General features: G+C 73.1%; 23 protein-coding genes. 8 read left to right on the top strand and 15 right to left on the bottom strand.

The window, feature by feature from the left end; translation table 11 throughout:
- The first annotated feature begins 22 nt into the window (after nucleotides 1-22).
- Both AB0B20_RS03195 and AB0B20_RS03190 read left to right on the top strand, forming a co-directional pair.
- Nucleotides 23-565: a GNAT family protein gene (locus tag AB0B20_RS03195; protein WP_357383107.1), complete on the top strand. Its 543-nt coding sequence runs from the start codon at nucleotides 23-25 to the stop codon at nucleotides 563-565.
- A gap of 38 nt (nucleotides 566-603) precedes the next feature.
- Nucleotides 604-1,014 carry a type II toxin-antitoxin system Phd/YefM family antitoxin gene (locus AB0B20_RS03190; protein WP_357383109.1) on the top strand — a complete coding sequence of 137 codons (411 nt, stop codon included), beginning with the start codon at nucleotides 604-606 and terminating at the stop codon, nucleotides 1,012-1,014.
- Nucleotides 1,015-1,060: 46 nt separating this feature from the next.
- Here the strand turns inward: AB0B20_RS03190 and pgi are convergent, their stop codons facing one another.
- Entirely contained in the window at nucleotides 1,061-2,695 is a 1,635-nt protein-coding gene (gene pgi / locus AB0B20_RS03185) for a glucose-6-phosphate isomerase (RefSeq protein ID WP_357467634.1), read from the bottom strand.
- A gap of 248 nt (nucleotides 2,696-2,943) precedes the next feature.
- Between pgi and AB0B20_RS03180 the strand changes: the two genes are divergently transcribed.
- The 3 genes from AB0B20_RS03180 (at nucleotide 2,944) to AB0B20_RS03170 (ending at nucleotide 6,792) form a co-directional block, all read left to right on the top strand.
- Complete coding sequence (locus AB0B20_RS03180; RefSeq protein WP_357383111.1) at nucleotides 2,944-4,884, top strand: ABC transporter ATP-binding protein; 1,941 nt, start codon at nucleotides 2,944-2,946, stop codon at nucleotides 4,882-4,884.
- A gap of 78 nt (nucleotides 4,885-4,962) precedes the next feature.
- A complete protein-coding gene (locus tag AB0B20_RS03175; RefSeq protein ID WP_357467631.1) occupies nucleotides 4,963-6,012 on the top strand; it encodes an aldo/keto reductase in 1,050 nt (349 codons plus the stop codon).
- A gap of 237 nt (nucleotides 6,013-6,249) precedes the next feature.
- Nucleotides 6,250-6,792, top strand: a complete 543-nt coding sequence (locus AB0B20_RS03170) for an RNA 2'-phosphotransferase (protein ID WP_357383115.1) — start codon at nucleotides 6,250-6,252, stop codon at nucleotides 6,790-6,792.
- 8 nt (nucleotides 6,793-6,800) lie between these two features.
- On the opposite strand, the gene AB0B20_RS03165 is transcribed toward AB0B20_RS03170, so the two are convergent.
- Nucleotides 6,801-8,084, bottom strand: coding sequence for a sulfite oxidase (locus AB0B20_RS03165; protein WP_357383117.1), 1,284 nt, complete (start codon nucleotides 8,082-8,084; stop codon nucleotides 6,801-6,803).
- Nucleotides 8,085-8,295: 211 nt separating this feature from the next.
- A complete protein-coding gene (locus AB0B20_RS03160; protein WP_357383119.1) occupies nucleotides 8,296-8,781 on the bottom strand; it encodes a hypothetical protein in 486 nt (161 codons plus the stop codon).
- 382 nt (nucleotides 8,782-9,163) lie between these two features.
- Here AB0B20_RS03160 and AB0B20_RS03155 point away from each other — a divergent pair, with 382 nt between their 5' ends.
- Together AB0B20_RS03155 and AB0B20_RS03150 are read left to right on the top strand one after the other, a co-directional pair.
- Nucleotides 9,164-10,720, top strand: a complete 1,557-nt coding sequence (locus AB0B20_RS03155) for a hypothetical protein (RefSeq protein WP_357383121.1) — start codon at nucleotides 9,164-9,166, stop codon at nucleotides 10,718-10,720.
- A 61-nt stretch (nucleotides 10,721-10,781) separates the two neighbouring features.
- Nucleotides 10,782-11,363: a hypothetical protein gene (locus tag AB0B20_RS03150; protein ID WP_357467627.1), complete on the top strand. Its 582-nt coding sequence runs from the start codon at nucleotides 10,782-10,784 to the stop codon at nucleotides 11,361-11,363.
- An 89-nt stretch (nucleotides 11,364-11,452) separates the two neighbouring features.
- Here the strand turns inward: AB0B20_RS03150 and AB0B20_RS03145 are convergent, their stop codons facing one another.
- Genes AB0B20_RS03145 through AB0B20_RS03125 form a run of 5 tightly spaced genes read right to left on the bottom strand, consistent with a single transcriptional unit; the run spans nucleotide 11,453 to nucleotide 16,013 of the window.
- Nucleotides 11,453-12,091 carry a hypothetical protein gene (locus tag AB0B20_RS03145; RefSeq protein ID WP_357467625.1) on the bottom strand — a complete coding sequence of 213 codons (639 nt, stop codon included), beginning with the start codon at nucleotides 12,089-12,091 and terminating at the stop codon, nucleotides 11,453-11,455.
- Nucleotides 12,088-13,494, bottom strand: coding sequence for a selenium-binding family protein (locus tag AB0B20_RS03140; RefSeq protein WP_357467623.1), 1,407 nt, complete (start codon nucleotides 13,492-13,494; stop codon nucleotides 12,088-12,090). Before AB0B20_RS03140 ends, AB0B20_RS03145 begins: the two co-directional genes overlap by 4 nt.
- A gap of 16 nt (nucleotides 13,495-13,510) precedes the next feature.
- Nucleotides 13,511-14,236 (bottom strand): ABC transporter ATP-binding protein, encoded by a 726-nt coding sequence (locus tag AB0B20_RS03135; protein WP_357383129.1) that lies wholly within the window; start codon nucleotides 14,234-14,236, stop codon nucleotides 13,511-13,513.
- The gene (locus AB0B20_RS03130) at nucleotides 14,209-15,045 is read right to left on the bottom strand and encodes an ABC transporter permease (protein WP_357383131.1); all 837 of its coding nucleotides are present in this window, start codon (nucleotides 15,043-15,045) and stop codon (nucleotides 14,209-14,211) included. The genes AB0B20_RS03135 and AB0B20_RS03130 overlap by 28 nt, the downstream gene beginning before the upstream one ends.
- Nucleotides 15,042-16,013, bottom strand: coding sequence for a sulfonate ABC transporter substrate-binding protein (locus tag AB0B20_RS03125; protein WP_357467619.1), 972 nt, complete (start codon nucleotides 16,011-16,013; stop codon nucleotides 15,042-15,044). Before AB0B20_RS03125 ends, AB0B20_RS03130 begins: the two co-directional genes overlap by 4 nt.
- A 142-nt stretch (nucleotides 16,014-16,155) precedes the next feature.
- On the opposite strand from AB0B20_RS03125, the gene AB0B20_RS03120 reads away from it, so the two are divergent.
- A complete protein-coding gene (locus AB0B20_RS03120; RefSeq protein WP_357383135.1) occupies nucleotides 16,156-17,322 on the top strand; it encodes an LLM class flavin-dependent oxidoreductase in 1,167 nt (388 codons plus the stop codon).
- A gap of 45 nt (nucleotides 17,323-17,367) precedes the next feature.
- On the opposite strand, the gene AB0B20_RS03115 is transcribed toward AB0B20_RS03120, so the two are convergent.
- From AB0B20_RS03115 to AB0B20_RS03085, 7 genes are all read right to left on the bottom strand, one after another.
- Nucleotides 17,368-17,877 (bottom strand): NUDIX domain-containing protein, encoded by a 510-nt coding sequence (locus AB0B20_RS03115; RefSeq protein ID WP_357383137.1) that lies wholly within the window; start codon nucleotides 17,875-17,877, stop codon nucleotides 17,368-17,370.
- 34 nt (nucleotides 17,878-17,911) lie between these two features.
- Nucleotides 17,912-18,478 carry an NADAR family protein gene (locus tag AB0B20_RS03110; RefSeq protein WP_357467614.1) on the bottom strand — a complete coding sequence of 189 codons (567 nt, stop codon included), beginning with the start codon at nucleotides 18,476-18,478 and terminating at the stop codon, nucleotides 17,912-17,914.
- Nucleotides 18,479-19,080: 602 nt separating this feature from the next.
- Nucleotides 19,081-19,722, bottom strand: a complete 642-nt coding sequence (locus AB0B20_RS03105; protein WP_357383139.1) for an SRPBCC family protein — start codon at nucleotides 19,720-19,722, stop codon at nucleotides 19,081-19,083.
- On the bottom strand, nucleotides 19,719-20,081 hold the full coding sequence (locus AB0B20_RS03100; protein WP_357383141.1) for a metalloregulator ArsR/SmtB family transcription factor: 363 nt from the start codon (nucleotides 20,079-20,081) through the stop codon (nucleotides 19,719-19,721). Before AB0B20_RS03100 ends, AB0B20_RS03105 begins: the two co-directional genes overlap by 4 nt.
- Before the next feature lie 98 nt (nucleotides 20,082-20,179).
- The gene (locus tag AB0B20_RS03095) at nucleotides 20,180-20,854 is read right to left on the bottom strand and encodes a peptidoglycan recognition family protein (protein WP_357383143.1); all 675 of its coding nucleotides are present in this window, start codon (nucleotides 20,852-20,854) and stop codon (nucleotides 20,180-20,182) included.
- Between the two features lie 88 nt (nucleotides 20,855-20,942).
- On the bottom strand, nucleotides 20,943-21,689 hold the full coding sequence (locus AB0B20_RS03090) for a lysozyme (protein WP_357467611.1): 747 nt from the start codon (nucleotides 21,687-21,689) through the stop codon (nucleotides 20,943-20,945).
- A gap of 126 nt (nucleotides 21,690-21,815) precedes the next feature.
- A complete protein-coding gene (locus tag AB0B20_RS03085; protein WP_357467606.1) occupies nucleotides 21,816-23,204 on the bottom strand; it encodes an NAD(P)/FAD-dependent oxidoreductase in 1,389 nt (462 codons plus the stop codon).
- Between the last annotated feature and the right edge of the window lie 48 nt (nucleotides 23,205-23,252).

Genomic DNA, 23,252 nt, shown 5'->3' with positions numbered 1-23,252 from the left:
ACGGTCCTGCTAGCTTCCTCGGATGTTCGCCCACGCGCTCACCGACGACGCCGAGTTGCGTCCACTGTCGCCCTGGCACGCCGAGGAGTTCCTGGCCAACCTCGACCGCTGCCGGGACCACATCGCGCCCTGGGTCGGCGCGTCCTTCGTCGCCACCGACGCCGAGTCGGCGGGCAAGGTCCTCCAGGCGTACGCCGACCGCTGGGCCCGTGACGACGGCGGCATCTGGGGCATCTGGCAGCGCGGCACGCTCGTCGGCGGCGTGCTGCTCGTGTCGCTGAGCACCACGCGTGGGGTGTGCGAGGCGGGCTGCTGGCTGGAGCCGGGCGCCGAGGGGCAGGGCCTGGTCACCCGCGCCGCACGCGTGATCATCGACTGGGCGGTGCGGGAGCGCGGCATCCACCGGGTCGAGTGGATCACGAAGGCCGGCAACGAGCGCAGCGTCGCCGTCGCGCGGCGGCTCGGCATGCGCCGCGACGGCGTCCTGCGCGCTGCGGCACCGACGCCCGACGGCCGCGCCGACCTGGAGGTCTGGTCGGTGCTGGCACCGGAGTGGACCGCCTGACCGCCGAAAGTGTCGTACCCGGACGTGAACATGTGTCCATGGCTGTCCCCGCACTGGCCGACCGGTCCCCCCAGCCGCGCGCCCTGCCGCTGCGCGAGGTCCGCACCCGGCTCACCCAACTCGTCTCCCTGGCCGAGCTGACCGACACCGTCACGCTCGTCACCCGCGACGGCGATCCCCGGCCGGTGGCCGCGATCGTGCCCGCGTCCGCCGCCCGCACCGGCGCCCAGGCACGCGCCGACGCCGAACGCGTCGCCGCGATCAGCGCCGGCTGGGCCCGCCGCCTGGAGGAACTGCACCGGCAGTCCGCCCGGCGGCACGCCGCCGAGCTGCGGTCTCTCGCCGACGCGCTCGCCGAGGCATGGGCCGAGCTGGACCGCCGCGCCCCGGCCGGCGACCCGGCGCTGACCCGGTTGCGCGCCGCGCACGCCGACCTGCTGCGCCGCTGACCGTGGCGTCCCGGACCGGCCTGCGCGGGACGCCACGGGCATGCGGTCAGCTCCGGCCGCGTTCGGCCCGGTAGCGGCGGATCAGCTCGGCGGTCGACGTGTCCACGTCGGCCAGGTCCGGGTCCGGCCCGGTGAGCTTCGGCGCGAGCTGGTTGGCCATCACCTTGCCCAGCTCCACGCCCCACTGGTCGAAGGCGTTGATGTCCCAGATCGCGGCCTCGGTGAACACGATGTGCTCGTAGAGCGCGACGAGCTGACCCAGCGTCGCCGGGGTGAGCTTCGGCGCGAGGATCGACGTGGTCGGGTGGTTGCCCGCCATCACCCGGTGCGCCACCACCTCGGGCGCGGCGCCCTCGGCCTCCACCTGCTCCCGGGTCCGCCCGAACGCCAGCGCGGCGGTCTGGGCGAAGAAGTTCGACATGAACAGGTCGTGCATGTCACCCAGGTCGTGGTTGGGCCGGCTGAACGCGATGAAGTCCGCCGGGATCAGCCGGGTGCCCTGGTGGATGAGCTGATAGAACGCGTGCTGGCCGTTGGTGCCCGGCTCGCCCCAGAAGATCTCCCCGGTCGGGTACGTCACCGGCGTGCCGTCGGCGCGTACCGACTTGCCGTTGCTCTCCATGGTGAGCTGCTGGAGGTAGGCGGGGAACCGGTGCAGGTACTGCGAGTAGGGCAGCACCGCGTGGGTCTCCGCGCCGAGGAAGTCGGTGTACCAGACGTTGAGCAGGCCGAGCAGCGCCGGCACGTTGCGCTCCACCGGCGCGGACCGGAAGTGCTCGTCGACAGCGTGGTAGCCGGCCAGCATCTCGCGGAACCGGTCCGGCCCGATCGCCAGCATCACCGACAGGCCGACCGCCGACGGCAGCGAGTAGCGTCCGCCCACCCAGTCCCAGAAGCCGAACATGTTCTCCGGGTCGATGCCGAAGTCCCGGACCCGCTGCTCGTTCGTGCTGACCGCGACGAAGTGCCGGGCGACCGCGTCGTCGTCCGCGTCCAGCCCGGCGAGCAGCCAGCGCCGCGCCTGGTCGGCGTTGGCGAGCGTCTCCTGGGTGGAGAACGTCTTCGAGACCACCACGAACAGCGTGCTCGCCGGGTCCAGGTCGGCGGTCTTGTCGTGGATGTCGGTCGGGTCGATGTTCGACACGAACCGGCAGCTGATGCCCGCGTCCCGGTACGCCTTGAGCGCCTCGTACGCCATCACCGGCCCGAGGTCGGAGCCGCCGATGCCGATGTTCACCACTGTGGTGATCCGCTCGCCGGTGTGGCCGCGCCACGAGCCGGAGCGCACCCGCTGCGCGAACGCCGACATGCGCTCCAGCACCGCGTGCACGTCGGCGACCACGTCCTGGCCGTCCACGGTGAGGGAGGCGTCGGCGGGCAGGCGCAGCGCGGTGTGCAACACCGCCCGGTCCTCGGTGGTGTTGACGTGCCGGCCGGCGAACATGGCCGCGATCCGGTCGGCCAGCCCGACCCGCTCGGCGAGCGCGCCGAGCAGCGCGATGGTCTCGTCGGTGACGAGGTTCTTGCTGTAGTCAACGTGCAGGTCGGCGACCTCGCCGGTGAGCCGCTCACCCCGCTGCCCGTCGGCGGCGAACAGGTCGCGCAGGTGCGTGCCGCGCATCGCCTCGGCATGCTTGCGCAGCGCCTGCCATTCGTCAGTGGTGGTGACGTCCACAGCCATCAGGTCGATCTTCTCCTTCACGACGGGCGGTCGGCCGGCCCGCGCCGGCGAACCCCACAAGCCTGCCACCCGGAGCGGTCGCGCGCGACGCGACCCGGCGGCGATCACCGTGCGGACGGTTCTTTCCGTCCGCCGGCCCCGGACACGCCAGTTGGGACGCCTGTACGACACGCCGATCACTGAGTGACAGTGGTCGATAGCAGAACGTAGTATCCAGCGTTGCTGCCCGATCGCGTCGAGGGGGTGCCATGGCCGGGGTGGTCCACCCTCGTCCACCGTCCGACCCGCGGGAGGAGCCGGCCGGGGAGACGACCCTGCCCGAGCTCGTCGATCCGCACTGGATGCACCGGGCCACCGAACTGGCCCACACCGGCTTCTGGTCGGTGGCCCGCCGGTTGCCCGCCCTGATCCGCGAGGCGATCAGCCTCGCCTGGGCGACCAGCCGCCGGGACACCGCCGCCTCGCTGGGTCTCAACGTCGCCGCCGGCGTGCTCACCACGCTGGGGCTGCTCGCCACCACCGGGGTGCTCCACCAGTTGTTCGCGGCCGGCCCGACACCGGAACGCATCCGGGCGGCACTGCCCGCCCTGGCGCTCGCGGCGGCCGCCGTCGCCGGGCGCGGCGCGCTGACCATCGCCGCCGGTTGGGCGCAGGCCCGGCTCGTGCCGCAGATCAACTTCACGGTGGAGCGGCGGCTGTTCGAGACGACGTCCGCCGTGGAGCTGGCGGCCTTCGACGACGCCGGCTTCGCCGAGGAGATGGACCGCGCCCGCGACCGCGGACTGGTCGAGGCGGGCTCCCTGGTCAACGACACGGTCAACCTGGTCACCGGCGTGGTCGGCGTGATCGCCACGGCCACCGCGGTGACGATCATCCACCCGCTGCTGCTGCCCTGCCTGGTCGTCGCCGCGGCCCCGGAGGCGGTGACGGCGGTGCGGATGGCCCGCCGCCAGCACGTCGACTGGCTCGCCCGGATCACCCGGCGGCGACGCAAGTGGATGCTGGGCGACCTGATGGCCAACCGGCACACCGCGGCCGAGATCCGCGCGTACCAGATGCGCGACTTCCTGCTCTCCGAGTACCACCTCATGACGCGGCTGGAGACCCGCGCCGAGCTGCGCCTGGCCCGCGCGCAGACGGTGACCCGGGCGATCGGCCTGTCCATCACCGGCATCGCCACGTTCGGGCTCTACGTGGTGCTGGGCGCGTTGCTCGTCGGGGGCGTGGTGGCGCTCGCGGCGGCGGCCACCGCGCTGCTCGCCCTCCAGTCCGCGCGTACGAGCCTGCGCACGGCCATCTTCGCCACCAACTCGCTCTACGAGGACGCCCTCTACTACCAGGACTACCGCGACTTCCTCGACCGGGCGACCCGGCGGATCCCGGCCGGCGGGCACCTGCCGGTCGACGGCTTCGCACGCATCGACCTCGAACGGGTCAGCCTGCGCTACCCGGACACCGATGCCGCCGCGGTCGACGAGGTCAGCCTCACGGTCCGGCGCGGCGAGGTGATCGCGCTGGTGGGGGAGAACGGCTCCGGCAAGACCACGCTCGCCAAGTTGATCGCCGGCCTCTACCGTCCGACCGGCGGCACGATCCGCTGGGACGGTGTGGACGCCGCCGAGCTGGATCCCCGGCAGACCGCCGCCCAGGTCGCGGTGATGAGCCAGGACTGGTGGAGGTTCCCGTTCACCGCCCGGCAGAACATCCGGGTCGGCCGCCACGACCGCGCCGGCGGGCCCGGCCCGAGCGTGGAGACCGCCGCCCGGGACGCCGCCGCGCACGACATGATCAGCGAGCTGCCGTTCGGGTACGACACGCTGCTGGACCGGCAGTTCAAGGACGGGCAGGACCTGTCCGGCGGGCAGTGGCAGCGGCTGGTGGCCGCGCGCGGCCTCTACCGCGACGCCCGGCTGCTGATCTGCGACGAGCCGTCCGCCGCGCTGGACGCGCGTGCCGAACACGCCCTCTTCCAGCACCTGCGGCGGCACCCGGACCGGGCCGTCGTGCTGATCACCCACCGGCTGGCGAACGTCCGGCACGCCGACCGGATCTTCGTGATGGACCACGGCCGGCTCGTGCAGTCGGGCGACCACGACACGCTGATGGCCCGGGGCGGGCTCTACCGCGAGCTGTTCGAGTTGCAGGCCGCCGGTTACCTCGCCGGCAGCGCGGAACCCGCCGACGGTTGACCTCCAGCGCACTCGAACTCCTACCGTGACCGGACCGCGCGCCACCCGGCCGGCGCGGTGCGACCCAGGGAGTCTCACATGCGCTATCGCGTCCTCGGCGGCACCGGCATCGAGGCCAGCGTCCACTGTCTCGGCACCATGATGTTCGGCGCGGTCGGCAACCCCGACCACGACGACTGTGCCCGGATCGTGCACGCGGCACTCGACCACGGGATCAACGTCGTGGACACCGCCGACATGTACTCGGCCGGCGAGTCGGAGGAGATCGTCGGCAAGGCCCTGCGCGGCCGCCGCGACGACGTGGTGCTCGCCACGAAGGTCCACTTCCCGATGGGTGAGGGGCCCAACCGGGGCGGCAACTCGCGCCGCTGGATCGTCCGGGCGGTCGAGGACAGCCTGCGCCGGCTGGGCACCGACTGGATCGACCTCTACCAGGTGCACCGTCCCGACCACAGCACCGATGTCGAGGAGACGCTCGGCGCGCTCACCGACCTGGTCCGGGCCGGGAAGATCCGCGCGTTCGGCTGCTCGACCTTCCCGGCGGAGGAGATCGTGGAGGCGCACCACGTCGCCGAACGGCGGGCGCTCGGCCGTTTCCGTACCGAGCAGCCGCCGTACTCGATCCTCGCGCGCGGCATCGAGACGTCGGTGCTGCCGGTCTGCCGCCGCTACCGGATGGGCGTGCTGGTGTGGAGCCCGCTGGCCTCCGGGTTCCTGTCCGGCCGGTACCGGCAGGGCCGGCCCGTCGACCTCGGCGCGGGCCGCCCGGCGCTCACCCCGGCCCGGTTCGACCCGGCGCTACCGGGCAACACCGCCAAGTACGCCGCCGTGGAGGAACTGGTCGCGCTCGCCGGCGAGGTGGGCTGCACGCTGCCGCAGCTCGCCGTGGCGTTCACCGCCGCGCACCCGGCGGTCACCTCGACCATCATCGGACCGCGCACGATGGACCAGTTGGACGCGCTGCTGGCCGGGGCGGAGCTGACGCTCGACGACGCGGTGCTGGACCGTATCGACGAGATCGTCCCGCCCGGCACGAACCTCTACCAGCCCGACGGCGCCTGGTCCCCGCCCGCCCTGACCGACCCGTCCCACCGCCGCCGCCCCCTCCCAGAGCGGGCCGCAGCCTGACCCTCGCCCGTCCCGCCTCCGTCCCACCCTCAGTTCCCCGGCTCGTCGATCATGGGGTTTCTGCCCCAGCAAAGCGCGCGAAACGGGCACCCGAGGGGCCGAAACCGCAAGATCGACGAGGCGAGGCGAGGCGAGGCGCGGCGCGGCGCGGCGAGGCGAGGCGGGAACGGGAGGCGAGGGGGCGGGTGAGTGGGGAATCGCGTCGACAGGGGAGGGGCGCGGCTCCAGACTGGGCGGGTGGAACATCGCGATCTTGTTCGGGTGAGCAAGCGGCTGTCGCTGGGGCTGCGGCACCGGCCTGAGGCGTTCGGGCTGCGGCTCGACCGGGCCGGCTGGGTGCCGGTCGCCGACGTGCTCGCCGGGCTGAAAATCAGCCGCGCCCAGCTGGACGCCGTGGTCGCGGGCAACGACAAGCAGCGCTTCGCCGTCGAGGCGGGCCCGGACGGGGCCGACCGGATCCGCGCCAACCAGGGGCACTCCGTCCCGGTCGACCTCGGCCTGACCCCGGCCGCGCCGCCGCCCCGGCTGTTCCACGGCACCGGCAAGGCCGTGCTGGACGCGATCCGGGCGCAGGGGCTGCGCCGGGGCGGGCGGCACCACGTACACCTGTCGCCTGATGTGGCGACGGCCCGGCGCGTCGGTGCGCGCCGGGGCGGCGCGGTGGTGGTGCTGACGGTGGACGCGGCGGCGATGGCCGAGGCCGGGTACCTGTTCTACCGCTCCGCGAACGGGGTGTGGCTCACCGACACCGTGCCGCCGCCCTACCTCAGCACCACCTGAAGCGGCGATCAGCAGGCGGTCACCGGGTGGGCCACCACGGCGTCGAACAGGTACGCGAGGTCGTTCGGCGCGGCCCGGTCGGGCTGAACCGCGCCGGTGCTGTCGGTGGCGCGGACGCGCAGGACGTGCCGGCCGGCGGCCGGCGGGCGCCAGCGGACTGTCCAGCGCTGCCAGGCGCCGCCCCGGTCGGCGGCGACCAGGTCTGCCGGGCGCCATCCGTCGCCGGTGTCCACCTCGACGTGCGCGATCGGGCCGTTGCCGGACCAGGAACGGCCGGTGAGCAGCACCTCCTCGCCGGCCGGCACCCGGGCGTCCCAGGGCAGCTCGAACGCGCTGCGTACCGGCTGGGCGGTGAGCACTGTGCCGTCGGCCGGGTGGCCGGGGCCGAACATCCGGTAGAACTGCGTGTTCCACGGCGAGAACAGGGGAGTGGTGGAGACCTCGATCGCGCCCACCCACTTGATCGAGGAGATGCCGACCCAGCCGGGCACCACGACGCGCACCGGGAAGCCGTGGTCGGCGGGCAGCGGCTCGCCGTTCATCTCGTACGCCAGCAGCACGTCGTCGAGCGCCTTGGCGACCGGCATCGGGCGGCGTACCCGGCCGAGGTTGACCCCGCCGCTGACGTAGTCCGGGTCGAGTCCTTCGGGCATCACGTCGACCGCCTCGTCGCGCAGCCCGGCCAGGCGCAGCACGGTGCCGAGCCGGACGCCCCGCCACCGGGCCACGCCGACGCTGCCGAGCCCCCACGCCACGCCCGGGGCCGGCTCGTCCTGCTGCTCGGCGAAGTAGCGCCGCCCGTTGCCGGCGCACTCCAGCAGCGCCGCGTGCTCCTCGGCGGGCAGCCGGCGCAGCTCGTCGAGGTCGAACTCGACCGCGTTGTCCCGGCTCGGCGCGCCGCGAAGCCCGTCGCCGAACAGCCGCAGCCGCCAGGTTGCCGCGTCCAGGTACGGGGTGACGGTGTGGTTGCGGACGAAGAAGCGGTCGATCGGGACCACGTACCCCTGGCCGGCCATCGCCGGCCAGCGCATCTCGGCGTTGGTGTCCAACGGGCGCAGCAGCTCCGCCGGCAGCGGCTTGACGATCGGCGCCCCGGGGTCGACGCCGACCGGCGCGGACGCCACAGCGACCGGCTCGCGCTCCGCCGCGGCGGCGGTCACCGCGGCCATCGCCGCGCCCACCTCCAGCAGCCGCTCGCGGTCGACGCCCGGCCCGTGCGCCTGCCCGGTGAGCCACTGCCGGCTCCGGTCGGCGTCGTGGACGGCTTCGGCGGGGGACGGGGACTGACTCACGACTGACCTCCGGGATAGGCGACGCTGCCTTTCCTATTCAATCAGTAGGAGTTTTCGTCGATCTATCGCAGGTGGGGCGGCGGCACACGCCGCGCCGACCCGCGTCACCACCCCGGCCGCCACCAGCACACCGGCCCGGAGCCGGTCGACGTCGAACCAGGCCCGGCGCAGCACGCCGGCGCGGGCGTGGGGAGGAGTCCCCGCGCTGACGTCAGCAGCCGGCTTCGTCCGGGCGTCCCTCGATGAGAACGGTGACGGTGGCGGCGTGGTCAGGCGTGCCGTCAGCAGTGCTGCTGATCTCCAGCCACGCCGCCCTGCTGTTGATCATTCTGCAGTACCGCAGGAGGCCGCCGCCGGCGTCACCCTGATGGTTGACGAGACGCCACCCGGCCCCGCGGGCCTCCGGCCCGATGAGGGCGGCCAGTTCGTCGGCTGAGAGACTTCGATCCGCGGTGTACCGGCGCCAGACCGTCGCGAACTGGGGTCCCGCCGACTCCTCCCGCTCCCGCGAGGCTGGTCGGTAGTCACAGGCGTGCGTCGATGCCTGTTCGGTGAGCAGGCGCCCGTGGGGCGGGGTCACGGAGAAGGCGGGATCTCTCTGGTACGCCGCCACCGCAGCGGTCTGGTCGTCGGGGGGAAAGGCGCAGCCCCACCATCTGGTGGCCCGGACGCTCAGCGTCGCCAGCGTCAGCAGCACCGCGACCACGAGGACGCGGACAACGAGTCGGCGCCGTCGCGACGCGGAATCCGGACCACGGTCGTGGGACGGGGGGCGGGCGCCGCGCGGGGAGGCCGCGGGATCTGTCTGCTCCATGGGGACTCCGAGCGGGGAGCGTGGCACGGCGATGCGCTCGTGATCGCGGAACCCGGCGACGTCGCCTGGCGCGCGAGCGGAAGAACCTGATCACCGGCATGGTCGCATATCCGCCGCGTCGGCGGGACAGCAGGATCGGTGATCGTCGTTATACGCTGCGACGACCCGCGCAGGGCGACCGGAGTGACACACCCAGTCAACCTGCCTGAGAAGCATGGCCGTCCCGACGCTGCACACGTCGGGACGGCCAAATTGTCCTATTTGGATGGAGACCAAGATGAGGACGAGTACAAGACTACTCGCTGCGCTCGGCGCCATGTCGCTGAGCGCCTTGGGTGGTGTCCTGGTGATGTCGGAGCCGGCGCTCGCGGTGGACACGCCTTCACCGCTTACGGCAGCTCAGGTACGGGGTTCGATCGCCTACCTCCAGTCGGAGTACGGGGTGTCGGAGTCCGAGGCGCTGCGCCGGCTCGACCTTCAGCGGATGAACGCCGTGCTCGACGAGCAACTCGCCCTGAACTACCCGGACACCTTCGCGGGGGCGGAGATCGATCAGGCCGCTGGTGGGTTGCTGCTCATCCATGCGACGGATACCCGGGCCATCGCTCAGGCGGTTCGTGAGGTGCGCGATGTCGAGCACATCCGGGTGGTGGGTGCCAAGTACTCACTGAAGGAGTTGCACGAGGTGGCCGGGCAGCTGGACGCCGAGCTCAACACCCATGGGGGAAAGCAGCGTGTGGCCGAGGCGGTGGCCGACGTCCAGCAGAACGCTGTGGTGGTCTATCAGCACGCCGGTGAGCAGCAGGCAGCGAGAGCGACCGCAGCCGAGCGCAAGCGGCTGGAGAGCGAGTCGCCGGCGTCGGTGGACACGCGGATCGCCCGGGCGGCGGTCCGGCACGGGGACCGCGTCAAGATCCGGCAGATGATCGGCGGCAAGGAGAAGATGAAGGTCTCCTCCGGCCCGGTCGTGACCGGGCTGGTCAGCACCCCGAGCTGCATCCCCGAGTATTGCGGGAAGCCGATGCGAGGTGGGCAGCGGCTCGACGTCCGGCGTAACTCGCCATCGCCCGTCTATCCGAACGGTGAGGCGTTGAACGCCACGTGGGGCCAGTGCACGAACGGCTTCAACATCAAGGACAGCCGCGGCTGGTCGTTCATCCTCACGGCCGGTCACTGCACCGTCGGCCCGAACAAGACCGGCGACACCCGCACCTTCTCGAGCTACGAGACCGGTCGTACTCCGGTCGGTTACGAACTCGGTGACTGGGAGAACGCCAACGTGGACGGCGCCTCGTCGTACCCGTGGGACTTCGCCCTGCAGCCCTACGTCACGACGAGCACGACCAACTACGCCGAGACCTGGCTCAGCGGATACTCCCGGAACCTGGTGAACTCGTACTGCTGGTCCTCCGAGGGCACCAATGCCTGCACCGAGGGCACCTTCGGCATCACCGGCTACTACGGATACGGGTCCATCGACATCGGCTGGGTGGTGTGCGGCAGCGGTAGCGCGGACGCGAGCTCGACCTCGGGCTACCACTCGAACATCGGCTACTACAACGGCACCAGGTGCGGCGGCGTCACCGCGAAGGACGGCGGTATCAGGACCAACCTCTGCATGCGGCCGGGCGACAGCGGGGGGCCGCTCTTCAGCGAGGCGGACAGCAAGGCGTACGGGATCCTCACCGACGGAACCGATGGCTCCGGTAAGTGCCCGACCAACCCCGCCGGCCGCGAATACAGCAGATACACGCCGATCAGCAACGCGTTCTCGCTCGCCAAGACCCAGAGTGGCTATACGTTCAACGTCCACACGTCATAGCCACTCCTGCCGGGCGCGCCGCATCGGGCGCGCCCGGCTCCCGACGTCGAAGGAGGATCCGATGAGATCCGCACCAGCTCTTCTGCGGCTCGGCGGGATGGCCGCCCTTATCGGCATCGCCCTCTGCACAACGGCCTGCGGATCGAAGGGCGGAGACGGCGCAGATGCCACCCCACCGTCCTCCGGGTGCCAGGTGCCGGCGGACCAGAAGACCCTCCTGGCGGACTTGCGCGGCAAAGCCCTCACCGGCTACGTGCCCGACGGCACCAGGAGCGCGGGGAGCAAGGTGTTCTCGGCGGCCTGTACCACCGACTGGCCCGAGTCGCACGGTGCGTTGCCGCCGGCGAAGCGGGTGGCCGCCGTCGAGAACGACTACACCACCACGAACGCGATGACCGCAGCGCAACTGCTCACCACCTTCGGCGCACGAGCCGTCGCTGACGGCTGGCAGGCCAACGGCAGCTGGGATGACAGCCAGGGAGACGGCAGCGCCTACGCCGTCTACTGCCAGAAGATCAGTGGTCACTGGTCCAGCCTCTCGATCTACCGCGGACCGAAGGCAGGAGGCGACATGCCCCTCCACGTCTTCGTCGAGGCATACCCGGCTGCCACCTCCTGCCCAGGCCGTCCGAAGGACGGGTGACGGCGGGGCCGTCCTGCGCGCGCCCGCCTCCAGCAGCCGCTCGCGGTCGACGCCAGGCCCGTGCGTCTGCCCGGCGAACCACTGCCGGGTCACGCCGCGGCGATCAGCGTCACCACCCCGGCCGCCACCAGCACACCGGCCCAGAGCCGGTCGACGTTGAACCAGGCCCGGCGCAGCACACCGACGCCGAGCACCTCGTACACCAGCACTGCCACGACCAGCGCGACGGCGAGCATGGCGACCGTGTGCACGGCGGCGGCGAGCAGGCCGGTCAGCGCGCCGGCCGGCGCGGCGGCCAGGTGCCCGGCGTGCGGGCCGGCGCTGGCCGCCGGTTCGGCGAGCAGCACCGGCAGCAGCATCAGGCCCGCGCCGTGCGCCGCCGACATCAGGAACGACCAGGCGGTCAGCTGCGCCGCCGACAGCCGCATCCCGGCCCAGCGGAAGTGCCGTTCGGACAGCAGCCGCCACAGCCCGAACCCGACCAGCAGCACCCCGCCGGCCACCGCGACCACGGTGCTCGCCGTCACCGACCGGGTGGCGCTGACCAGCGCGGCGACCACCGCCACCGACGCCAGGTGACCGGCGGCGATCGGTGGCAGGGCCGCCAGCAGCGCGGCCCGGCGGCGCTCCTGCAGGCCCCGGGCCACCGCGAACAGCCACCCCATCGCCGGGTTCAGGCCGTGGAACGCGCCGAGGCCGGCCAGCGCCGCCCAGGTCGCGCCGGTCACGGGAAGCAGTACGAGTCGGACGAGGCGTCGCCGCCCTGCAACCGGGTCTGGTGCACGCGCAGGCCGCGGAACTCGTCGCCGCGCGGGAAGAAGCGCGGGTCCGGCACGAGGCCGCCGCTGCCCGGGTCGACGTCGAGCTTCGCCACCCAGGCGCCCACCCCGTCGGGGTAGAACTGGTCGTCCCAGGCGCCGTAGAGCGAGTTGCTGACGTAGACGCGCCGGCCGTCGCGGCTGATCTCGACCATCTGCGGCCCGCCGGCCAGCGGCTCGTCCGGGTACGCCGGGTGCGGGGTGCGGTTGACGATGCCGCCGAGGCGCACCGAGCCGACGCGTACCGGGTGGAACGGGTCGCTGACGTCGTAGCGGATCAGTTCGCCGGTGCCCCAGCAGGAGACGTGCAGGAATCTGTCGTCCACCGACAGGTCGATGTCGGTGACCAGCGGCGGTACCGCACCGAACGGCTTGAGCAGGTCCGGCAGGTCGGCCGGGTCGGCGGGCTCGGCCGGGATGTCGATCACCTTGGTCACCGCCCAGGCGTCGCCGTCGCGGTGCCACAGCCAGATCGAGGCGGACAGGTCCTCGACGCTGATCACCACGCCGACGAAGCCGTACGCCTTCGTCGGGTCGTGCGCGGGGCGCAGCTCCAGCGGCATCTGGTACTGGTCGCCGAGGTCGACGCGCTGCACGTGCCGGCGCTTTGCCAGGTCCCAGAAGTGGATCGCGTGCCCGTACCGGCGGCCCAGCAGCAGCTCGCCGACGATGCCGTCCTCGATCATCGACGGCGTGCCCCATTCGCTGGTGACCAGCACGTCCTGCGTGTAGTGCCACCAGAAGTCGTACGCCAGGAACTGCGGCCCCCGGTCGGCCTCCCACGCGCCGCGTACCTCGAACGTGGTGTGGTCGAGCACGGCGATGCCGCCCGGCCCCTCCTGCCCGTCCGCGCCGCCGAGCGCGGAGACGTAGATGCCGTCCGGCCCGCAGTGCACCGTGTGTGGACGGGAGTACCCGGCGCGCTTGCCGAGTTCCTCCGCCTCGATCACCTTGACCAGCTCGGGGCGGCGCGGGTCGGTCTTGGTGTCCAGCACGTGGATCCGGGACGAGCGCAGGCCCGGCACGATCAGGTAGCGGCGTTCCACGTGCGGGTGCGGCGCGGTCGGGCAGAGCGCGCTGCTGCACGCGTTCCACCCGAAGTGGTGCACCTCGTCGCCGGTGTGCGGCAGCTCGGTCCAGCCGACGACCCGGCCGTACGAGTCGGAGTCCGGGTCGGTGTCGAGCACCGCGATGGCGTCGGGGCGCTGCCCGGCGCGATCGAACGCGGCGACGTACGCGAGCTTCTCGGCCGGCGCGGTGGCGGCGAGCGCGGGGGAGGGGTAGAACGTCGGGTCCGGGGTCCAGCGGGTCATGAATCCTCCATCGCGGTCAGCCGGCGGGTACGCCGAGGCGGTCGAGCAGGTGGCGGCGCAGCGCGCCGAGGGCCGGGTCGTCGGGGCTCGGGGACGGGCCGAGGCGTACCGGCATCTCCTCGGCGATCACGCCGTCGTCGAGGAGCAGGACACGGTCGGCCAGGAGCAGCGCCTCCTCCACGTCGTGGGTGACCAGCAGCGCGGCGAAGCCGTGCTGGGCGCGCAGCCGCCGCAGCAGCCCCTGCATGCGCAGCCGGGTCAGCGCGTCGAGTGCGCCGAACGGCTCGTCCAGCAGCAGCAGGTCGGGTTCGCGGACCAGCGCGCGCGCCACCGCGACCCGCTGCGCCTGCCCGCCGGACAGCTCGGCCGGCCAGGCCCGGCCCCGGTCGGCGAGGCCCACCTCGGCCAGCGCGTGGCCGACCCGGTCGCCCACGTCCGGCCCGGCCAGGCCGAGCGCCACGTTGCCGGCGACCCGCTTCCACGGCAGCAGCCGGTGCTCCTGGAACACGACGGCGGCGGTGCCGTGCAGCACGTGCTCGCCGCCCGCGTCGCCGTCGAGCCCGGCGAGCACGCGCAGCAGCGTGCTCTTGCCGGAGCCGCTGCCGCCGAGCAGTGCCACCGTCTCCCCGGCGGCGATGGTCAGGTCCACCCCGGCCAGCACCACCGCCGGGCCGAAGGACCGGGTCACCGCCCGTGCGGTGAGCACCGGCCCGGTCAGGTCGCGCGCAGTCCGCGTCGCCACGCCAGCGTCCTCCTCTCCGCGTACCGGATGAGCAGGTCGGAGGCGAGGCCCAGCAGCGCGTAGATGAGCAGGCCGAGCACCACCACGTCGGTCTGGCTGAACTCGCGCGCCTCCATCATCAGGAACCCGACGCCGGTCTGCGCGTTCACCTGCTCGCCGACGACCAGGCTGAGCCAGGCCGCGCCGATGGCCAGCCGCAACCCGAGGAACAGCGCCGGCAGTGCGCCGGGCAGCACCACGTGCCGCAGCCGGGCCGCCGCGCCGAGGCCGCAGGTACGCGCCGCCTCCACCAGCCGCTCGTCGATGTCGCGGATGCCGGCGTACGTGTTGAAGTAGATCGGGAAGAACGCGCCGAGCGCGACGAGCGTGACCTTCAGCGACTCGCCGATGCCCACCCAGATGATCAGCAGCGGGACCAGGCCCAGGTGCGGCAGCATCCGGGCCATCTGCACCGGCGGGTCGACCAGGTCGTCGCCGAGGCGCAGCAGTCCCGCCGCCGCGCCGAGCACCAGCGCCAGGCCGCCGCCGATGAGCAGGCCGAGCGCGGCGCGGGTGAGCGAGTCGAGCAGGTGCACGCCGAGCGTCCCGTCGCGGGCCAGCCGAGCGCCGGTGGCCAGCACCGCGCTCGGCGCGGGCAGCTTCTCCGGGGCGAGCAGCCCGGTCCGCGCGGCGACCTCCCAGGCGAGCACAAGCACGACCGGGCTCACCGCGCGCCGCCACCGCCGCGAGGCGCGGGCCCGCGACCGCCGCGGCGTCGCCCGATCGGGTACGACGGGAGCGGTCGCCTCGGCCAGCGCCGGACCGCTCACTGGAACGCCTCGTTGAACCGGCCGTCCACCCGCCCGGCGATGTCGACCGGTCCGGGTACCAGCTTCAGCTCCACGAAGCTGTCCGCGATGGCCTGCAACTCGGCGCCGATCTCCGGGGTGACCGGGGCGAGCGGCTTGGCGCTGCGGGCCAGCGCCCGGGTGGTCACGTCGAGTGGGATCTTCAGCTCGGGGGCGAGGACGGCGGCGCGTTCGGTCGGGTGGGCGATGCCCCAGTCGGTGGTCTGCCGGTACGTGTTCAGGAACGCCCGCACGTCGTCGGTGCGGTTCTGCACCGCGTCCGGCGCGGCCAGCACATACTCGCGGTTGCCGGCCAGCCCGGTGGCGTCGGCGAGGACCCGTACCCCCGGTCGCTCGGCCAGCGCGAAGTAGGGGTCCCAGATGATCCACGCGTCGACCTGCCCGTTGTCGAACGCGGGCCGCCCCTCGGCGGGCTTGAGGTACTTGACGTTGATGTCGGCGAGCGTCATCTTGTTGGCCTCCAGCAGCTTCACCAGCAGCCAGTGCACGTTGGAGCCCTTGTTCAGCGCGACGGTGCGCCCGCGTAGGTCGGCGAATCCACGATACGGGCTGTCCGCCTTGACCAGAACCGCCTCGCCCTGCGGGATCGGCTCGGAGGTGCCGACCACGGAGAACGGGATCTTCCCGGCGGCGGCGAACACCGGCGGCGCCTCGCCGACCTGACCGATGTCGATCGAGCCGGCCTTGAGCGCCTCGGTCAGCGCCGGGCCGCTCTCGAACAGCGACCAGGTGACGTTCTTCGCGTCGCCGCGCGCCTTGACCAGGCTGAGCCCGCCGAAGCGCTGGTAGCCGATCCGCAGTGGGCGGTCGCCGCCGCCGCTGGCGTCGGCCGCCTCGCCGCCGCAGGCCGTCAGCGCCGTCGCGGCGAGCAGCGCGAGGGTGGTGAGCAGCGCGGCCATCGGGCGGCGGCGCGATCTGGGGGTACGCATGGCGACTCCTCGGGGAGGGTGAACCCGGCCGTCGGCGGGCGACAGCAACCTACCAACCCGATAGGTTTTATGGGTAGGGTGTCGGCGTGGTCGTCCCACCACTCAGGAGGGGCCCGTCCGACCCGCGCACCGGAGGTACACCATGTCGCTCAGCTTCCACTGGTTCCTGCCGACCTACGGCGACAGCCGGGACATCGTGGGCGGCGGCCACGGCGTACCGGTCGGCACCGCCGGCGGCGCGCGACCCGCGAGCGTCGCGTACCTGGGGCAGATCGCCCGCACCGCCGAGCAGCTCGGCTTCGCCGGGGCGCTCACCCCCACCGGCGCCTGGTGCGAGGACGCCTGGCTGACCACCGCCATGCTCACCGAGGTGACCGAGCGGCTGAAGTTCCTCGTCGCGTTCCGGCCCGGCCTGCTCTCACCCACCCTCGCCGCGCAGATGGCGTCCACCTTCCAGCGCCTGTCCGGCGGGCGGCTGCTGCTCAACGTGGTCACCGGCGGCGAGTCCGCCGAGCAGCGCGCGTACGGCGACTTCCTGGACAAGGACGCCCGCTACGCGCGTACCGACGAGTCCCTGCACGTGGTGCGCGCGCTGTGGCGCGGTGAGACGGTCGACCACGACGGCGCCCACGTGCGGGTCGAGGGCGCCCGGCTCAGCCGGGTGCCCGACCCGGTGCCGCCCGTCTACTTCGGCGGGTCGTCCGGCGCGGCCGGGCCGGTGGCGGTACGGCACAGCGACGTGTACCTGACCTGGGGCGAACCGCCCGCGCAGGTGGCCGGCAAGCTGGACTGGATCCGCGGGCTCGCCGCCGAGGCCGGTCGCGAACTGCGGTACGGCATCCGGCTGCACGTGATCAGCCGCGACACCGCCGAGGAGGCGTGGGCCCAGGCGCGCAAGCTGCTCGACGGCATCCCCGAGGCCGACGTGCGCGCGGTGCAGGAGGGGCTGCGGCGCAGCGAGTCCGAGGGGCAGCGGCGGATGCTCGACCTGCACGGCGGCTCCCGCGACGGGCTGGAGGTCTCGCCGAACCTGTGGGCCGGATTCGGGCTGGTCCGCGGCGGCGCGGGCACCGCACTCGTCGGCAGTCACACCGAGGTCGCCGACCGGATCGCCGAGTACCACGCGCTCGGCCTGGACGAGTTCATCCTCTCCGGCCACCCGCACCTGGAGGAGGCGTACTGGTTCGGCGAGGGCGTGCTGCCGATCCTGCGGCGGCGCGGGCTGTGGCGGCACCCGGCCGGTGAGCCGGAGATCGAGGTGCCGGCCGCCGTGCCGTTCTCACCCCAGCCGGTCCCGGCCCGCGGCTGACCGCGCCAGGGTGGCCGCCGGTCCGTCCGGCGGCCCGGGTTCCGGTCAGAGCGGGCGTTGACCGGCGAGGAAGTCGGCCAGCACCCGGGTGTGCGTGGAGAAGGCCAGCTCGACCGGCTCGGTCAGCACCAGCCACTCGGTGGCCTCCTCGGTGGGCGCGGACGGCGGCAGGTCGCCGGCCGGCCGTTCGGGCAGCACGCCGAAGACCATCATGGCGCCGCCCGCCGGTGCGCCGTGCACCGCGAACAGCCGCGCCTCGCCGGCCTCGGCCAGCAGCCCGGTCTCCTCCCGCAGCTCACGCACGAGCGCCTCGGACCACTCCTCGCCGTACTCGATGAAGCCGCCCGGCAGCGCGAGCTGCCCACGCGCCGGTTCGATGTCGCGGCGTACCACCACCACGCCGAGCCCGTCCGGCGTGCGTACCGGCAGCACCGCCACCGCCACCGGCAGCGGATTGCGCCACACCGTCTCGCCGCAGGACGGACAGACGCGCGGCCACCCGGCGCCCGCCGGGTAGGCCGCGCCGCAGAACGAGCAGTGCGAGTACGCGGTCACGCCGCAGCACGTTACCCGCACCCGCCCCCGGAGGTCAGGCCTCGCCCCCTCGACCGGCGAGCTGGGCGCGTGCCTCCATCAGGGCGAACCCGAGCAGGTTGCCGCCCCGCCAGGTCGCCGGGTCGGCGGCGCGCGGGTCGCCGGCGGTCAGGCCGATGCCCCAGATCCGGTCGGTCGGGCTGGCCTCGACCAGGACCCGGTCGCCGGTGCCCAGCAGGAACCGCCGCAACGTCTCGTGCTGGGCGAACTTGGCGACGCCGCCGGCCACCACGATCTCGTAGCGGCTCGCCGCCCAGGTCGCCTCGTCGAAGTCGCGGACCTGCCGGCCGAGCGCCTTGGCCCGGTGCGGATGCCCGGCGGCCAGCACCCGCTCGGCGATCGCGTGGTCACCGAAGAGGGTGGCCTTGTGCCACATCATCCAGTGCTCGGCGGTGGCGAACTCCCGCCCGTCCACTGTGAACCGCGCCGGCCACCACTGGCTCAGGCAACCCGCGCCGACACTGCCGTCGCGCTGCGGTCGGTGCCCCCAGAAGCGCAGGTACGTGAACGACCGGCCGGCATCGACGGCGGCGGTCAGGTCGGCGACGAAACGGATCGGCATGCCCCGCAGTCTGCCGCACCCCACCGACATCCACCGCCGCTTCTCGCCCCGCCGAGGCACCACAAGTCCGCCACCGTGGATGTCACCGCTGGCCGACTCCACCGCAGGCACCCTCGCCGCACCGGCCCCACCGGCTCGCTGGCTCGCCGCGCGCGTCGCCCGTCGCCACGGCTGGCCCGGAGCCCCGCTTCCTGCCCCTGTGGAGCGCGACACTCCACATCGAGAGAAGCCCGTTCCGCACCCCGGGACGCGGGTAGATCTTGGCAGGAAAGGGCCCTTATGGGGGCCGTTTCCTACCAAGATCTTAAAAACCCCGGCGAGGGCGACCGGTGAAGCGTGTCATGGGACGCGAATGCGGTGGGGCAACGAGCCGAGCACGCCGGACTGGGGCGAGCGCACTCGGTCAGCGGGACGCGACCGGTGCCACCGGAGAGGCCGCCGACCTCAGCAAGCCGGACCCGAACAGCCCGAGCCCCGGGGTGAACACCAACTCCCCACCACCTCCGCCGATCTTGCACTTTGGTGCCCGGCAATCCGCGCGGAGCGGACACCGAAAGGGCTCAAAGTGCAAGATCGGCGAGGAGGGGGTGACCCGGAGGGCGTCAGGGAGTGGGGGTGCCGGTGTAGAAGGCCTGGACCCGGGCGGCCGCGGCTCGGGCCTCCTCGGCCGGGGTACCTGCCTCGACGCTTGCCGCTGTCCAGCCGCTGCTGGACTCGGCGATGAAACGCAGGCCGTCGGGCGAGGCCATCCACTCGGCCGCGGCGGCCGGGTCGACGCCCGTGCCGTCGGCGGCGAAGTGGGAGGCCAGGCCGAGCAGCGCCAGGTCCCAGCCGATGCCGACCGCGCCCGGACCGTACTCGGCCCACCGGTCGTCGTCGACGTGCGCGACGTGTTCCAACTCGAACCGGGTACGCCCCGGGCCGGCTTCGCGCAGCCGTACCTCGATCCAGCTCACCTCGCCGCCGAACTCCCAGGTGGCGGCGAAGCCGTGCGGCGGGTCGCAGCGTTCGACGACGCCACCGGCGTTGCCCTCCAGCTGGTACCGGCCGCCGAGGCTCAGGTCGCCGGAGATCGGCAGGAACCAGCGGGGTATCCGTTCCGGATTGGTGCAGGCGTCGAAGACGTCGGCCACCGGTGCGTCGTACGTCTGGGCGATGGTGAGCACCCGCGCCTGCCCGGCGGGCAGCGTACGGTCGCCGATGCGGCGCTCGACGGCGCTGATCTGTCCGGTCACGTCCATCATGGGTCGGTCCTCTCGTCGGTGGTGTCCTCGCGCAGCCGTCGTTCGCGGCGGCCCCGGGCCAGCTCGGTGGCGAGCGCCGTCAGCGGCGGCGTCCAGAAGCGGCGGAACCCGTCCAGCCACGCGTCGATGTCGCGCAGCGGGGCGGGGTCCACGGCGTAGAGGCGGCGGGTGCCCTCGGCGCGCACTGTGGTGAAGCCGTGTTCGCGCAGCACCTTGAGGTGCTGGGAGACGGCGGGCTGGCTGATGCCGAACTCGCGCCGCACGGTCTCGCCGAGCGTGCCGGCGGGCTGTTCGCCGTCGGCGAGCAGCTCCAGGATCCGGCGGCGGACCGGGTCGCCGAGGACGTCGAAGGCGTGCACGACCCATGTATATCAGGAGAGGCTTATATAAGCCAGGACTGACGCAGCAGGCTACGCGGGGCGCCCGTCGCACCCGGGCGCCCCGCGTACCCCCGTGGTCAGCCGCCGAGACGAGCGGCGACGGTACGGCGCAGCTCGGGGAGGCGGTCGTGCAGCAGCCCCGGGCACTGCGTGTTGTTGAAGTCCTTGTGCCCGTAGATCTCGGTGGGCGCGATGCCGTACTGCTGGCAGGTGAACGCGCAGAACGTGACGAGGCTGTTCCAGAGCGCCTGCGGCGGCTGCACGTCCACGTAGATGCCGTCGTTCTCGATGCCGATGGCCTGGCTGTTCTGCCCGACGCAGTGCGCGCCCTGCACCATGGTCTGGCCGTGCAGCAGCGCGTAGAGGCTGCCGTGCCGGCCCTCGGTCAGGTAGCCGCCCCGGCTGTTTGTGAAGTGCTGCCCGGAGTCGAGCCAGCCGTTGCCGTCCATGTGCAGGTCCTGGATGTCGCGGGAGTTCCGGTACGCCTGCGCCAGGCTGTAGTCGGTGGTGTTCGGGAACGCCGTGTGATGGACGATGATCTTGTTGGGCCGGCTCGACACCACGCTCACCGGCGACGAGGGCGGGCGGGCGCCCCAGGTCGCGCAGTTGGCGATGGTCGGCTGGTCGACCCGGGTGGCGGCGGCCCGCGCGCCGGGACCGGCGCCGATCTGGGTCAGCGCGCCGACGCCGGCGGCGGCGCCGAGCAGGACCGCGCCGCGCAGCACGGTCCGCCGGGGTACGGGAACGGACATCGCAACCTCCTCGCGGAAGGGGAGCGCCGGATCTTCCGGTACGCCGGGCGTGGCGGGACCGGCACCGCCCGCCACGCCCGGGCCGGGCTCAGCAGGGTCCGTTGCAGGCCAGCACGCGCAGCCGGTCGAGTGAGCCGTTCCAGACGTTCTGGTCACCGGGGAAGACCCCGGAGGAGGACCACTGCCAGAACGAGTACGTGCCCCAGCCCGCCGGCAGCGTGCCGACGCTGCTTGCGTAGCGGGCGATCCACAGTGGGTTGTTTGCGGCGAACTGCGAGGTGTTGCCGGTGCAGGTGCTCCACCAGTCGGTGGTCGTGTAGATGGTGGCCCACCGGCCGGTGCGGGCGTAGTACTGGTTGACGAACGAGGCGATCCAGCTGCGCATCGACGCCTGGCTCAGCCCATAGCAGGTCGCGCCGTAGGGGTTGTACTCGATGTCCAGCGCGCCGGGCAGCGTCCGGCCGTCCTTCGACCAGCCGCCGCCGTGGTCGACGAAGTAGTTGGCCTGGGTGGCGCCGCTGGTGGTGTCGGGGCGGGCGAAGTGGTACGAGCCGCGGATCATCCCGACGTTGTACGAGCCGTTGTACTGCTGGGCGAAGTACGGGTTGGTGTAGTACGTGCCCTCGGTCGCCTTGACGTAGGCGAACCGGGCGCCGTTGGCCCACGCCCCGGACCAGTTCACGTTGCCCTGGTAGCTGGAGACGTCCATGCCGGGTAGTCCGGCCGGGGCGGCGGAGGCGGGAGCCGTCCCGGACAGGGCCGCCGCGGCGACGGTGACGGTGGCGAGCAGCGCGGCTCCGGCCACGCGCAGCGCCGATCGGATCGATCTGTGCATCTGTCCTCCCTGGGGGTTGCCGCGCTCCGGCGGCGGGAGTATGACGAAGGGAACTGTCGTCATTAGGGCACAGGGCGGAGAAACTTTTCAATAGATTGCATCGAAGAATTTCACTGAATAGGGCGCTCAGCCGAGCTGGGCGAGCGCCTCGGTGGCGGCGCGCTCGCCGGCGGTCACCGCGCCCTCCAGGTAGCCGCTCCACCGGGTCGCGGTCTCGGTGCCGGCCCAGTGCACCCGGCCCACGGGCGTGCGCAGTTCCGGGCCGTACGCGCACCACGCGCCGGGTGGCAGGACGCCGCAGAAGCAGCCGCGCGTCCACTCGTCTGCCGACCAGTCGTACTCGACGAGGTCGTCGGGGCGCGCGGCGGCCGGGCCGAAGATCGCGGCGAGCGCGTCGCACAGCGCGTCCCGGCGCGCGTCCTCAGCTAGCCGGCGCAGCGCCCGGGCCTGTGCGCCGTAGCTGAACGCGGTGAGCACCCCGCCCGGCGCTCCCGGCAGCGAGTTGTCCACCGTCTCGGTGAGCGGCCCGGTGTCGGTGCTGGACACGCCGGATCGGCCGTCGGCCCGCCAGAACGGCTCCGGGTAGAGCGCGTGCACCTTGAGCGCCACGCCCATCGGCATCCGCTGGGTCAGCCCGTCGCGCAGCGGCGGCAGCGGCGGGTCGTACCGGATGCGCCCGGCCAGCGTCGGTGCCAGCGCGACCACCACGGCGTCGCCGCGGTGAGTCTCGCCGCCGGAGCGCACCCGCACGCCGTCGCCGTCCTGCGCGACGCCGTCCACCGGGGCGCGCAGGCACAGGCTCCCCGGCGGCAGCGCGGCGGCCATCCGCTCGGCCAGCGCGGCCGGACCACCTGCCACGCGGTCCTGCTGGGCGCCACCGGCCATGCGCAACAGTGAACGGGTGCCGCCGCCGCTGCGCAGGTAGAACAGCATGTGCAGCAGCGAGACCTCGTCCGCCGAGGCGGCCAGCAGCCCACCGGCGAGCATCCGTGCGGCGTACCCGGCGGTGGCCGGGTCCGCCGCGCTCGCGTCGAGCCAGCCGCCGAACGTGATCCGGTCCCACCGGGCCGCGTCGGCGGCCCGCCACGGCGCGGCCGGGTCGAGCCCGGCCGCCATCTCGTCGAGCGTGTCAAGCAGCGCGGACAGCCCCGGTGGCTCGCCGGTGGCCGGGCGTCCGCCGAGCAGCAGCGTCGCCGCGCCCCGCGTGGGGGAGGGGAAGGTGGTCAGGCCGTACGCGGCGACGAGCGCGTACATCCGCTCCTGGGTCGGGCCGATCCACTGCGCGCCGAGATCCAGCCAGCCGCCGCCGGGCAGCGGGCGGCTGAGCGTCCGTCCGCCCACCCGGTCCCGGGCCTCCAGCACCCGTACCTCGGCGCCTGCGGCGTCCAGGGCGAGCGCGCAGGCCAGGCCGGAGAACCCGGCGCCCACGACGACGACCCGGTGACGGCGCACGCGACGGCGTACCCCGCTCCCGGCCGGATTCACCCGGCCCGGCGTGTCGAAACCGGCGCCCACCGTTCGTGTGGAGGGTGAAGGGGCGGCGCGGGGCCGTCCCCGGCGGTG

The organism is Micromonospora sp. NPDC049151 (assembly GCF_040648395.1).
GTDB lineage: Bacteria > Actinomycetota > Actinomycetes > Mycobacteriales > Micromonosporaceae > Micromonospora.
This window is presented reverse-complemented; position numbering and strand designations above follow the sequence as displayed.